Source organism: Mobiluncus sp. (assembly GCF_985070215.1).
In genome coordinates this window covers 14,216-27,181 of sequence record NZ_CFKZQR010000011.1, presented here as the reverse complement: position 1 = coordinate 27,181, position 12,966 = coordinate 14,216, and the positions used below count along the sequence as shown (strand labels likewise).

The window sequence follows — 12,966 nt, the reverse complement described above, 5'->3', positions numbered from 1 at the left end:
GCTGTTTTGCGCGAAAAAATCAATGCGCTGAACTTGGAACTCGAAACTTTGCAGCGGTGGAACCACATGAGCCAGAGCATCACCACGGCGCTGCTGGAAGATACCGATGAGGAAGAAGCCCTGTCCCTCATCGCTTCCTCCGTGCGCAGGGTTGCGGAAGCTGATACAACCTTGATTGTGCTGCCCAGTTTAGGCGGAAAGTACATCTGTGAAATTGCTGACGGCGAGGCTGCTGAACAGATGATTGGTTTGGAATTTCCTCCCGAAGGACGCGCCCAGTCGGTCATTCGCAACAATGTCGGTATCATCGTGGAATCTATGGAACGCGCGAACTTACTGCGGGTTCCCGAACTGTCCATTTTTGGGCCGGCTCTCTATGCCCCCATGAGCGAGCGCGGAGCCGCCGGCGGGGTCATTATCCTGTTTCGTAACCCCGGCAGCCCCGAATTTACAGTCTCAGATTTGCGAGCCGCCGAGAACTTCGCAGCCCAAGCCACTTTGGCGCTGCGTCTGTCCGGCGTGCGGCAGTCCGAGGACCGCGCGGAACTGCTGGAAGAACGCCAGCGCATCGCCCGCGACCTGCACGATCTGGCTATACAACAGCTATTTGCGACCTCCCTGCACCTTGAAGCCTTAAAAGAGGACCTCAGCGATCAGGAACTCACAGCTCAAACAATTCGCACCACCCTGGATGAAGCGCTGCGTTCAGTGGGCGACTCGGTGGGGGAAATCCGCCGGATTGTCAGCGAGTTGAAAGATCAAGACACCGCGGAACCGGAGCTGTTGGGCGGATTGCGGATGGAGGCTTCGCTGTCCCGCCGCTCCCTCGGATTTGCGCCGTCGCTCATTGTGCGCGTAGACGATGAAGTTTGCACCCTGGACAATATGGAACGACTGGAGGAACGGCTGCGCCGGAAGCTGCCGGATTCCCTCATTTCGGATGTTTTAGCAGTCGTGCGTGAGGGCCTGACGAACGTGGCTCGCCACGCTCACGCGACCGAGGTGCGTCTGGAAGTTGATATTTGGTTCAATCCCGAGTTGATTCCTCCCCGATGCGCCCTTACCGACGCGAGCGTACCCACACCAAACCAGCCGAACGGACTGCTGCGAGTGGAAATTCAAGACGACGGTTGCGGGATTGATTCCAAGATTGACCATCATTCAGGCTTGGCTAATATGACCGCGCGCGCCACGATTCACCTGGGGATGATGCGCATCGGAAAACGCCCTGACGGTGCCAGCGGAACCCTTTTGACGTGGTGTATCCCACTTAATTAACTGGGAACTAAAGCCGCGTGCCGGGCAGATTCATAATTCCGAACGCGGAGAGTTCTTGCGCCACTCGGCGGAACGCTGCGAAGCAACCCACGCCGCCACCTGGGTACGCCGCTGCAAACCCATTTTTGACAGCAGTGCGGTAATGTGGTTTTTCACGGTCTTTTCGGCCACGCCCAGAGTGTCTCCGATTTCTCGGTTAGACAGGCCATCGCCGATTAATCCCAAGATTTTCTTTTCAGTGGGGGTCAAGTGTTCGGTAGGGTCGCTGCGATTAGCGCTGGTGCGGGTCACGGTACGCTCATCAAGCAGGGTCCGCCCTGCCGCCACAGCCTTGATGACGTTCGTAATTTCCACGCCTGCCACGGTTTTCAACAGATAAGCGGCCGCTCCCACTTCCAGGGATTCTGCCAGCGCTTCGTCATCGTCAAAAGAGGTCAGCACAATCATGCGCGCGTTTGGTGTCAATACTCGCAGCTGGCGAATCAAATCGATACCGGTGCCGTCGGGCAGCTGCAAGTCCACCAAAACCACGTTCGGGTTGGCCAACTCGGCCCTCGACAGGGCTTCGGCAACCGAACCAGCTTCGGCGACGACCTGCAAACCTGGAGCTCTGTCCACAATCTCGGCGATTCCACGGCGTACAATCTCGTGGTCGTCAACAATCATGACGCGAATCTCCGACAGCTCAGTCATCTTTGGTCCTTCCTAACGCTTTCGCTGGCAGCGTGGGCAGAACACGCTGGAGCGACCGTCAATAATCATCTTATCGAGCCGGGTCCCACAGCGGCGGCAACTTAGACCGCCGCGACCGTAAACCTGCAACTCTTTCGCGAATTCACCCGGGTTACCCCAAGAATTCACGTACAGGCGGTCAAATGAAGTACCTCCGAAATGCAAAGCCTGCTCCATCACCGCCGCCACAGCACTCAGTAATTCCCGTAGTTTCCTCTCACTGAGTGACCGGCCGGGCGTAGCGGGATGTATCTGCGCAGCAAACAGGCCTTCATCTGCGTAAATATTACCAATACCGGAGACGATGCTCTGATCTAATAGCTTGGTTTTTATAGCTCGGGTACTGGCGCGAGTTTTTTTCACAAACTCCGTTGTATCGCGGCTCGGATCCAGCACATCGCGGGCAATGTGTTCCACGCCCCGCGGCAGCAGAGGTTCCGGGGCCCCCGTTCCTCCGGGGGCGCCATCCGCGGTGAGACGCAGCGGCCTGAGTTCGACATGTCCAAAGGTACGTTGGTCGCAAAATACCAGGTCTTTCCCGTTGTCGAGGGTGAAGCGGAGGCGCTCATGGGTGAAGGAATGAGACTCCTCCTGACGTTGCTGGGCGGTTTTCGCTGGAGTGGCGGAGCCGGCCGAATGCTGAACTGCGCCTCCGGATTCGACCCGCAGCTGACCCGACATGCCCAGGTGTATCACGAGGGCAGGCGAACCTTCAGAACTGGGGACATCACCCGCTAAGGGAAACCACAAAAACTTTCCGCGCCGTACTGCCGCACCCAGACGCGCTCCCTCCAGGCCCGCGCGCAACCCGGCGATTCCCCCCTGTTGATTGCGCAAAGTCCGCTCATGGGTGGGGTCGCTGACGCTCAGGATCCGCGCGCCCACCACGGTTTGTTCCAGATTCCGGCGAATCGTCTCCACTTCGGGAAGCTCAGGCATCCGCCACCTGATCCCCGAAACGGTCTTGCAGCGCCTCAAAAGCGGCCTCGGCAGCACTGTGTTCGGCGGATTTCTTGGAAGTGCCCTGACCCTCGCCCAGAATCTCACCCGCCAAGCGAATTTCGGCTCTGAACACACGGGCGTGATCCGGCCCGCTTCCCTGCACCGTGTACTCCGGTTCACCCAGAGAGTTAGCGGCCGCAAACTCGCTCAGATGGGTCTTCCAATCCATTCCGACCGCCCGGCGCGGCGCGTTACGCAAGTATCGCCGCAGGTGACGCTCTATGGTGACCCGTGTCGATTCCAAACCTGAAGTGAGGTAGGACGCGCCAATCAGAGCCTCTAAAGTGTCGGACAAAATGGAGTCCTTTTCCCGGCCTCCCTGCCGGTCCTCACCGATTCCCAGCAGGACGTAATCTCCCAGGTGCAGCCGTCGCGCGACTTCTGCCAGCGGGGTTTGGCTGACGGTGGCGGCGCGCATCGGAGCTAACTCGCCCTCGGGAACATCGGGGAAGTTACGGAACAGATACTCGGTGACCACGATTTGTAACACCGCGTCCCCTAAAAATTCCAGTCTTTCATTTGTGCCGGCCGAGCCGGTTTTCCCGTGTTCGTGTGCAAAAGACCGGTGGGTCATCGCGACCACTAAAAGTTCTTTATCGACCGGCTGCCCCCAATCGGCAAGTAAACGTTCCAAGGTGGCTCTGGGTTGACCCGGTTCTCCGATTTTGTCTGTATTTGGTGAGGACTGGTTCACGAGGCTTCGTCCCCTCCGGCTTCCTGAGCTCGCAGCTCATTGGCTAAATCCCCCAGCACGGCCCAGCGCGGATCCAAGACTTCGTGATGGTGATCGGGGGGCAAATCCGCAAACTTTTCCCCGCAATCCGGGCATAATCCCCGGCAGTCGGGGCTGCACAGCGGCAAAGTCTCCATGCCCAGCACCAGGGCATCGCGTAGCACCGGCTCGAGGTCAACCTCATCGTCGGCGCTCACTTCGAGGATGTCCTCCCATTCCTCGTCACCCTCCTGGCGGGCAGCTTCGCGGGCGCCAGGAAAGAAGAACATCTGGGTTTCGTTGACTTCTACCGTCCCTGGAACTGGGTCTAAACAGCGCGAACATTGGGCATCTGTCGGTACCGTACCCCGCAGGTTGACCAAAATTCCCTCGTGCAGGGACTGCAAACTGACCTCGAAACTGCCTTCAGCCTCCCGCAGGGTCACGACCCCGTTCGTCCAGGTGTCCGGCAACGGCAACAGGTAATCGTGCAGTTCGAGCGTCTTTCCAGGATTACCTGGCAGGGAGGTTAAGGCAACGCGGTAGTCAGACCCGGCGTCCTGGCTGTCTAACCGAGCCGACTTTTTCCCGGCATCATGCGCTTTGGCGCCGCTAGTCATGTTTGGCCTCCGGGGTTTCCGCCTCCGGTTGGGGCAAATCATCGGGGTTGAACCGGGCGCGTTCGCTCAAGACTCGCCGTCCCGCCGCGGACTGTTCCTTTAGCTTGTCCAGCGTTTCTTCCAGCGCCGTCAGCTTTTCCTCACAATAGCGGTCAGCTCCCCCAGTCAGGTCGGTCGCCTGACGAGTCGCGGCCTCAATTATCATCTCGGCGCGTTCCTTGGCCATAACGACGATGCGTTCCTGGTTGACCAGTTCGTCAGCCCGCGCGTGAGCATCGGCTTGGATTCGTTCTGAAGTGGAATTGGCCTGTGCTAAGGCGGCTTCAGCCTCTTCTTGGGCACGAGCGATAACCGCATTGGCTCCGGCCACAATCTGGTTGGCGATGCGAATATCGGTAGGCATAGCCTCGCGCGCCGATTCCAGCAAAGAGAGAGCCTGGGCTTTATTAACCAGCACGGATGAACTCATAGGCAGGGAGCGCGCCTGGGCAATTAAGGCTTCCATCTGGGCTAATACATCCATCAGCTCCGAGCCCTTGTAATCCTGGGCGTTCAGAGCGGCCACCATTTGCTCTGAGGTTAAGGCTTCGGGCTCTACAAAATCTGCTTTGTCGGCTTGGCCCGTCGCTGTCGAGTCCGAATCTGGACCGGGGGTCGTGGGGGTCGCCTGCCCAACATCGGGTTCATCTGAACTGTCCTCAGCAGTGGTAGGTAAATCCGCTGATTCCATCATTTCGTCGTCCCTGTTTTCCTCGCTCATTTTTCTCCCTAGCTGTTGTACTTGTCGAAACGGGCTGATATGACATTATTATCCCGGTTTGGGGGGCTAACTTGGTAAGCCTCATACAGAGCTTGCGCGGTATCCGCACAAACCATCGTATAGACATCAGCTCCGTAACTGGCGACTTCCTTAACCATAGAACTTGAGACGTGAATCAACGCCGGTTTGCAGCCCACAAACACGGTCGGCGGAGCCCCGATTTGGCGATTCATCTGACTCATCGGATTTTCGTAATCAAAGTCCTGGGAGGTACGCAGTCCTTTCGCAATAACATCAATATGATGTTCTTTACAGAAATCAGCTATCAGTCCTTCCACGATTTCTACGTTGACGCGGGTATCAAGTTTCGCTTCCCGAATCGTGGTCTGAGCCAATTCGATGCGTTTATCCAACGAAAGCAGCGGGGTTTTCTTTGAATTCTCGGCAATTCCAATGACTACTACATCTGCAAAGGTCAAACATTGGCGCACCATATCGAGGTGTCCATAGGTGAACGGGTCAAAAGTTCCGGGGCAAAGCGCTTGAGTCACATATCCAGATTACCGGCAATTCGGCTAGGCTGTGGTCTGTGACACGAATTGTTGCTGGCGAAAAGGGGGGCTTGCACCTGACTGTGCCGAAGTCGGGAACCCGCCCCACTTCCGAGCGGGTGCGCGAAGCGATGTTTTCCCACCTGCTTTGTTCTGGATTCCCACAAGGTGCCGCGGTTTTGGATTTGTTCGCCGGTTCGGGAGCCCTGGGTCTGGAGGCGCTGTCTCGTGGCGGGGCAAGCGCGGTTTTTGTCGACGCCGCCGGGTCGGCAGCCAAGGTGCTGCGTGCGAACATAGATACTCTGCACTATCGGGACCGCTCCCGTGTCCTGGTGAAAGATGCCGCCAAGTACGTTTCTGAACTGAAACCCACGGATTGTTTTGACCTCATTTTCTTGGACCCCCCTTATGCTTTAGCACCTTACGTGCTCTCAGAGATTCTGGCAGGCCTGACCGCACACTTCAGCCCAGAGGGGGTCATGGTACTGGAGACATCAAAAAAGTTTCCTACCCCTGAGATTCCTTCGGGACTGCAAGCCGATGGCACGAAGAACTACGGGGATACCCTGGTCACTTATTTGCACCAGGCTCGGGACTGCGGTTGAATTGGATGGCTCGCTGTGCAATCACAGCACTCAGAGCTGGCAGTACCAGATAGATAGCTTCCTTCACAATCATCATCCCGGAATCGTTGATAGGCACAGCCACCGCCATACCCAACAAAATACCCAAAGCCACGACGCGCAGGGCAGGCAGGTCAGTGAGCTGATTCCAGGTGGACACCCACCACGGCCAGGACACTTGGCGGCGTTTTACCATCACCATGGCCACCACTAGCGCCACTACTACCAGCGCTAATAGAATGACGACCCCGAGGTTGTTCTCAAAAGAACGCAGCACATCACGGACTTTTCCGGCAATCAACTCCTGACTTTCACTGCTGCCCAGATTCGACCAAAAGTTCCCGATATGACTGTCTGAACCGCGGGAGAACCAGCCGATAGCCCCCATCACCCCTAGTGTGAGCACCACCCAGACACCGGCGTGCCACCAGCGCGGTTGTACTCCAGCAGCCATCAAGGCGACTATCCCAAAGGCCAGAATAATTCCCGGAGGTCCCCCGAAGTCCGCACCCCAACCGGGCAATGCATCAATCAAGAGGACTGCGACACCGAGTCCCGCGGTGACCCAGGCGGCCCGGCGTTGGCCCCAGAAACGTTGCAGGACCGGTAGTAATGCCAGGAGAGCCCCGACAATGAGAATGATGTAGGTCCGGTTAGAAATGCCGTAGTAGCGCCGCGAACTGAGGACCAGGGAACCCATGAATCCGTTGCGCTGATGGGCGGAACCCAGGACAATATCCAGCGCCAAAATAAAGAATGAAATCCCCGCCAGAATAGACACCGCGTGAGGACTACGCCACAGGATGCCCACCAAAGCCGCCGCAATCACCGCGGTCAAGGCCAGGGCTACCGCGATTGCTCCAATCGTAGAGTCGGTACCGGGCAAGTTCCACCACGGAATCCAGTTCAGAATCAGCGCTGCCGGTAGCATCGCGAAGGCAATAAGGCCTAGGAGACGTACCACCCACCAGCTGTTTGCTAAACGCCGCGAGCCGCGCGACGCAAAAGCCCAGATTATCAGCGCCCCAATCGCCAGGTAAGACAGCAGATGAAAGACCTGGTACCACCGTGAGTTGGCGCGCAGGGCGGAGCTGGCGTGACGCTGCTGCTCGGTAATCACAGAACAAGCCTCGGCGACGCTAGCGACCGGGTTAACTCTCAGTTCAGGAAGGGTGATATTCGCCGGCGGGACCAGCTTGGGGTCCAGGTATGTGCGCGCGTTCAACACTAAACCGCGTACGTCGGCAAGAGTTGCTAAGCCGACGGCGCGAGTCGTGGAAGTGTAGAGAACACCAGTGCCAGGAGTCCCAGCGTCGGAAGTTGCGGCCGACTCCCCTCCCGTAAGCGCCAACCCGGGAGTCTGCGCTGCCAGTAGCTGCAGGGACCTGGCGCCTTCAAAATCCCCCAAAGAAGCGATAATGACCGGACGAGGGTGCGCCGCGCTCTGATTTGCGCTCAGGATGGCGGCCAGCTGCTGTAGGGACAGGGTCTTTGCAGTGTCGTAGGTGTTCTGATTCAGCACAGCGGTGTCAACCGTATCCAAATCCACCACAACATCGCTGGGGGCGGCGGCGAGAAGGTTCTGCCACGCAGATTCCAAAGATGTCCGGTTCTTTAAGGTCTTGCCTAGCGGCGAGGTGGGCTGTTGGGCTTTGGCGGCAAGTGCGGCTCTGGCCCCGGCCCCGGTACGCTCGTTATAGAGGGAATCGAGCGTGGAAGGATTGATTCGCGCCATTTCGGGGACGACCGGCAAGGGCAGCCAGTGGGCGACCTGACCACGGCGATTCGCCAGCGGTATTCCTGCATTTCGTCCGACCGCCCAAGCATCCGTTGCAAAAATCCCGCGCGTGGGCCAAGTAATGTTTTCGGTGCGACCTTTAAATTGGGCATAGGTGACAGCTGCAGATTTTGGCAAGGGCGTGGCGGCGACAGGTTCGACCGGAACCGGTGTCTGTGCGGCCGTGCCATCGCCCTTCACCAGCTTCATCCCCAGGCATTGCGACCCTACAGTTTTAGCCAACCGGCGCCCTTCTTCGTCGGCAACATCGCCGCGAGCCCGTAGCTGCATCCATCCTTCGGTGGGGCAGGTATAAATCCGAAATGACCGCGTGCTCAGTGCTGAAAACGTAAAAGGAACCAGCATTTCCCCCAGCTGATTGCCCTGTAAATCGAGGTCGCTGGGCTTCAGACCGCTCATCCCCAAAAACAGCACGCCTGGTGCGTCCGGGGAAGGCGCCGCGACATTGACACCCTGCGCCCACAGGCCAGGAGCGGCCAGCGTCCCGCGGGCAGCGGCAGGTATCGCGCTGGCTTGGGGAAGGGCCGCCAGCGTCACCGTCAGCATCGCGATAAATGCTCCCAGACGCCGCCACCATGAACACACAGAGGGAATTTTACCAAGTTTAAACACGCCAGCTGTACTCCCTAGGACTTCGTGAGATTCTGAGCCCCTTCCCCCAGGTCAAACACCAACCGAGCCAACTCCGGATGTGCGCTGAGCTGGGGATCTTCTGCCACCACCGTGGCCGCCGCGGCTTTGGCGGCCGCAATGACTTCCGCGTCACTAACCAAGGAAAGCACCTTTAGCCGGGAACGGCGGCCCGACTGGCTTTGACCCAGGACATCGCCCTCCCGGCGGATTCTCAAATCAGCTTCAGCCAGCGCGAACCCGTCCCGACTCGCTGCAAAAGCCAGCAGGCGCGCCAGAGCCGGAGCCAGCGCCCCCTCCCCCGCTTGTGCCATCAAATCCGCCAGATTGTCCGAAACGGGCGGGAAATCTAGGGGGGCAATGGCGAGGCAAACGCCGGGACGCGAACCGCGGCCAATCCGCCCTCGCAGCTGGTGCAGCTGTGAAATCCCGTAACGGTCAGCATCCAAGATAATCATCATGGAGGCTTCGGGCACGTCCATACCGACTTCCACAACCGTGGTGGACACCAGCAGCGGGGTTCGACCCGTAGCAAAGTCCGCCACGGCCTGTTGTTTGGCACCGGAATCCAGGTTGGAATGTGCCACCCCAATCGGAATATCTCTAAATACGGGCAGTTCAGCCAGTTGTGACGCAGTCTGGGTGACGGTGTGCAGGACCCGGCCGGGTTCCAGCTCTTCGAGTTCTCCAAATCCGGCTAAATCATCGCCCCAGCTGGTTTTCGCGGCGGTCTTTCGCTTTTTCCGCCCGGTTTCCGGAGGGTTCTGGAGAGCAGCGGAGTCGGCAGAGTCCAGTTCAGAGGCGTCCGGCGCAATCTTGGGGCAAAGCACATAGACTCGCCCTCCCCGCTCGATTTCTTCCGCGGCCCGGCTCCAGGCACGCGTGACCCACCGCACATTTGCTTCATTGACCAGGAACGTCTGGACCTCCGCGCGTCCCGCGGGCAGCTGGCGCAACACGGAAACATCCAAGTCCCCAAACACCGTCATGGCGACGGTTCGCGGTATCGGGGTAGCGGTCATCGTCAAGAAATGTGGGGCTCGCTCCCCTTTCGCCAGCAGAGCGCCGCGTTGTTCCACCCCGAAACGGTGCTGCTCATCAACCACCACCAGGGCCAGGCGAGACAAGTGCAGCGACTCAGTCAGCAGAGCCTGGGTTCCCACCACCAGCATCGGCTCACCGGCCGCCCCCCGGTCGGCAATTTCTCGTTTCTCCAGGGCGGGTGTCGAACCGGTCAGCAAACGTAGCGGGACACTATCCGTACCGGGCTGTGCCCCCGATAGCTCGCCCAGAGGATCCGCCAGTGCCCCCAACAACCGATTCAGGGTCTGAAAATGCTGGTGGGCGAGGACTTCGGTGGGAGCCATGAAAGCGGCTTGAAAACCGTTTTGTACCGCAGCGACACATGCTAAAGCCGACACCACGGTCTTGCCCGACCCCACTTCCCCCTGCAGCAGCCGATTCATGGGGACCTCACGGTCAATATCCCCCGCGATTTCATCCCAAACCTGGCACTGCCCGGCAGTGAGTTGGAAAGGCAACCCCGCCACGACTTGTGAAACCAGGTCGCCAGGTTCCCCGCGCTCACCCGTACTCGGCGCGGAAGCGTCCCGAGAAACCGGCAAGGACCAGGCCGGATGGGCTTGGACCTGGTTGCGGGCTTTGGCCAGAGCCGCGCCCAGCGTAAATGCCTCACGGAACCGCAGATAGTCCACAGCAGCCTGGTATTGAGCATCGGTTTCCGGGTGGTGCAAGCCGAGCAAGGCTGTGTAGGCATCAGGCAGGTTTCTCTCGCGGCGCAGCGAGTCGGGGATGGCTTCGGGAATCTCCGCGGGATTTAGCATCAGCAGCTGAGTGTCGATGATTTTCCCGATTTTCCACGAGGGCAGGCCCGCGGTGGCATGATAGAGCGGCTGGGGGCGGGTTGAGAGGGTTTTCACGACTTCCGGGTCATAATCGGCCAGCACCCGGTATTCCGGATGAGCCAAGAAGGCTTCGCTGGCCCGGCTACCCGGTTTACCCGAAAGTCGCCCGGCAAAAACCGCTAAAGTCCCCTTTTCCAGGCGATTTGCGTGCATGTTTAAGGCGTTGGGGTGTTTCGCAAAGAAACGCACGGTCAGTCGGTTGGCCCTCTTTCCCCACAAGTCCGGACGGAATCCTCCCTCGTCGAAAGCGTCCGTTTCCAGCTGGTCCTGCAGGGTTACCGTGAGCATGGCTTTGTCGTGGCGGCGAGTCCTGCCCAGACGCGAATCCATCACCACCGCAAAAACTGTGACATCCGCCCCGGGGATTAGCGAGTCAAAACGGGTCAGTTCTCCCCATCGATAGGTTCGCCGCGGCGGGTACCACAGCAAATCACCCAAGGTCAATACCCCCAGGTGAGCGAACTTAGAGACGACGGATTTCGCCTTAACTATCCGCTCCAGAGGAGTCTGCAAGTTCACCATGGTTTCACCTTATCAGGGAGCCTCTCACCGAAAATTCGGAAGTGTTGGAAAAGCGGAGGTCACCGCGGGGAAACACACCACAGATGTCAAAACCGAACTCCGATGCAGGTGGGGCCGGGCTGTCCTCCGTAATAGGCGACAAGTTCAATGTCCGCGTAGTTCGCCAAAGCGAGCTGCAACTTCATCCGGTCCGTGCTGACATTTTCGGAACTGATGACCGCGTGGAGTTCCCGGTTCGACCCCAGGTCGTTGACAAGGTCGCGAATCTGGGTGTCCAAGTCATGATCAGACAAGGGTTCAACCCGGATGCTGGCTTTCAAATCCCGGCAAGCGGTTTCCAAATCGCGCAGCTGCTCCGAAGCTGCCCCGCGAAACCGTTTCCCTTGCAAGGACTGCACCAGCCACGCTGCGCTCAACTCATCGTCGGTATCCGCCACCATCACAGGAGCGTCCGCGCACTCGGTATCGTCCAGGGAATCGCGTATTGTCAGAGCCATTTCGCGCGCTTCAGGGGTAGTGGGAATGATGAGAGTAGCGCGGCCTTTGGGGATGGAGCGCCAGGCCCAACAAATCTGTTCGGGATTTTCCGTGCCTAAAAGGACCGTGGCTCCCGCTCTAGCGTAGGTCTCCACCAGTGCCGGCGCGGAGCTGAGGACCAGCAGCCCCGGAGTCACCAGCGGGGCCTGGCGGGCGGCAAAGTCAGACAAAACCACCACATTGTCAAAATCAGCAGTGAGTTTAGTCAGGGGATCTTCGTCGCCTTCGAGGGCTTCAGGGCGGAGGCCGAGATGATGAATCAGCACAGCTCCGTGCGGATATGGCAGGGCTGCCAGAGGCGAGGGGGTGTGTACGTGCGCTACGAAACGTCCCACTCCGATTTCATCTAAAATTTTACAAACCAGTATTTCAGAGCTGGCCGCCCGCAGACTGTCCCGCAGCTTTCCGGTAGGTATATCCATGGCCTCAAAATGGAAAGTGGCGGCAAATTCACCGCCCGGCACCGTGTGCCGCAGACTTTCCGCAACGATACGCGAACGATTAGCCCAATCGCGTAACATGGCTTGCACCGTGGAAACATTGGTGGCGGCATCACCTTCAGCTGTGGCAGCCAGGTCAGCCAAGGAAGCAAAAATCAGGCAGGCCCCCGCCAGGCCGGCATCTCCCACCCCGCCGTGAGCGTCAGCGGAATCAATGGTAGCTTCCTGCGCACAAACCAAAGCCGTGTCCACGACTTGTGACAAAGTCAACAGTTCCAGTTCCGAAAGCTGTTGCGAAACGGTAGAAATCAATCGGGACAACCCGAATTCCCAGGTATCTGACCCGCTGACTGCCTTAAACGCCCTGTCCATGGCATCGATGGCCATCAGCAAATCGGCCGGACGCACCACGGGCGCATCCCCCCAGGCTTCCGCGCATGCAGCAAAGCCGGAAGCAAGGAAAATCCCGACTGATCCGTAGGGAAATTTCGCGACTTCCCGGCTCAGCGCGCCCATAAATTCCGCGGGGCGCAGGGAGGGACTCAGGACTTGCGCCGCACGCGTGGCCGCTGCCCAAGAATTCCCCAGATTAGCCCCGGTGTTGAAATTCGGTACGGGGAAAGTGTTGAGGTCGTCCAGCAAATCCCGCGCCTGATTCAAGACCTCCCCCGTGCGCACGCACCATTCGCGAAGGTCTTTTGTCTCCAACTTTTGTCGCGCGGTATCCAACCTGTTTCCTCCCTGGTCACCTCCTAAGTTACCTGTTGCCGACTGGTTTTCCCGGTTCCCATTCCGGTTTGGCCAGTTTTGCCTCTGGTGACAATAAACGTCGGTCC

The 12,966-nt window shown here is 58.7% G+C and carries 11 protein-coding genes; 2 read left to right on the top strand and 9 right to left on the bottom strand.

Annotation, left to right across the window (positions count from 1 at the left end):
* Nucleotides 1-6 precede the first annotated feature (6 nt).
* Nucleotides 7-1,278, top strand: a complete 1,272-nt coding sequence (locus AC5LBQ_RS03765) for a GAF domain-containing sensor histidine kinase (RefSeq protein WP_493264675.1) — start codon at nucleotides 7-9, stop codon at nucleotides 1,276-1,278.
* A gap of 30 nt (nucleotides 1,279-1,308) precedes the next feature.
* On the opposite strand, the gene AC5LBQ_RS03760 is transcribed toward AC5LBQ_RS03765, so the two are convergent.
* The 6 genes from AC5LBQ_RS03760 to coaD are packed head-to-tail and all read right to left on the bottom strand — an operon-like array spanning nucleotide 1,309 to nucleotide 5,655.
* Nucleotides 1,309-1,971 (bottom strand): response regulator, encoded by a 663-nt coding sequence (locus tag AC5LBQ_RS03760; RefSeq protein ID WP_295027543.1) that lies wholly within the window; start codon nucleotides 1,969-1,971, stop codon nucleotides 1,309-1,311.
* Nucleotides 1,972-1,983: 12 nt separating this feature from the next.
* Nucleotides 1,984-2,949, bottom strand: a complete 966-nt coding sequence (gene mutM, locus AC5LBQ_RS03755; protein WP_493264674.1) for a bifunctional DNA-formamidopyrimidine glycosylase/DNA-(apurinic or apyrimidinic site) lyase — start codon at nucleotides 2,947-2,949, stop codon at nucleotides 1,984-1,986.
* On the bottom strand, nucleotides 2,942-3,706 hold the full coding sequence (rnc, locus tag AC5LBQ_RS03750) for a ribonuclease III (RefSeq protein WP_493264673.1): 765 nt from the start codon (nucleotides 3,704-3,706) through the stop codon (nucleotides 2,942-2,944). The genes mutM and rnc overlap by 8 nt, the downstream gene beginning before the upstream one ends.
* On the bottom strand, nucleotides 3,703-4,344 hold the full coding sequence (locus tag AC5LBQ_RS03745; protein ID WP_493264672.1) for a YceD family protein: 642 nt from the start codon (nucleotides 4,342-4,344) through the stop codon (nucleotides 3,703-3,705). The genes rnc and AC5LBQ_RS03745 overlap by 4 nt, the downstream gene beginning before the upstream one ends.
* On the bottom strand, nucleotides 4,337-5,104 hold the full coding sequence (locus tag AC5LBQ_RS03740; protein ID WP_493264671.1) for a hypothetical protein: 768 nt from the start codon (nucleotides 5,102-5,104) through the stop codon (nucleotides 4,337-4,339). The genes AC5LBQ_RS03745 and AC5LBQ_RS03740 overlap by 8 nt, the downstream gene beginning before the upstream one ends.
* 8 nt (nucleotides 5,105-5,112) lie before the next feature.
* Nucleotides 5,113-5,655: a pantetheine-phosphate adenylyltransferase gene (gene coaD, locus AC5LBQ_RS03735; RefSeq protein ID WP_282921709.1), complete on the bottom strand. Its 543-nt coding sequence runs from the start codon at nucleotides 5,653-5,655 to the stop codon at nucleotides 5,113-5,115.
* Between the two features lie 38 nt (nucleotides 5,656-5,693).
* On the opposite strand from coaD, the gene rsmD reads away from it, so the two are divergent.
* Nucleotides 5,694-6,260, top strand: a complete 567-nt coding sequence (gene rsmD, locus AC5LBQ_RS03730; RefSeq protein ID WP_282921710.1) for a 16S rRNA (guanine(966)-N(2))-methyltransferase RsmD — start codon at nucleotides 5,694-5,696, stop codon at nucleotides 6,258-6,260.
* Here rsmD and AC5LBQ_RS03725 read toward each other — a convergent pair.
* From AC5LBQ_RS03725 to AC5LBQ_RS03715, 3 genes are all read right to left on the bottom strand, one after another.
* The gene (locus AC5LBQ_RS03725) at nucleotides 6,226-8,661 is read right to left on the bottom strand and encodes a tellurium resistance protein TerC (RefSeq protein ID WP_493264670.1); all 2,436 of its coding nucleotides are present in this window, start codon (nucleotides 8,659-8,661) and stop codon (nucleotides 6,226-6,228) included. The genes rsmD and AC5LBQ_RS03725 overlap by 35 nt on opposite strands.
* Before the next feature lie 41 nt (nucleotides 8,662-8,702).
* Nucleotides 8,703-11,153, bottom strand: coding sequence for an ATP-dependent DNA helicase RecG (locus AC5LBQ_RS03720; protein WP_493264669.1), 2,451 nt, complete (start codon nucleotides 11,151-11,153; stop codon nucleotides 8,703-8,705).
* An 86-nt stretch (nucleotides 11,154-11,239) separates the two neighbouring features.
* A complete protein-coding gene (locus AC5LBQ_RS03715; protein ID WP_493264668.1) occupies nucleotides 11,240-12,859 on the bottom strand; it encodes a hypothetical protein in 1,620 nt (539 codons plus the stop codon).
* Nucleotides 12,860-12,966 lie beyond the last annotated feature (107 nt).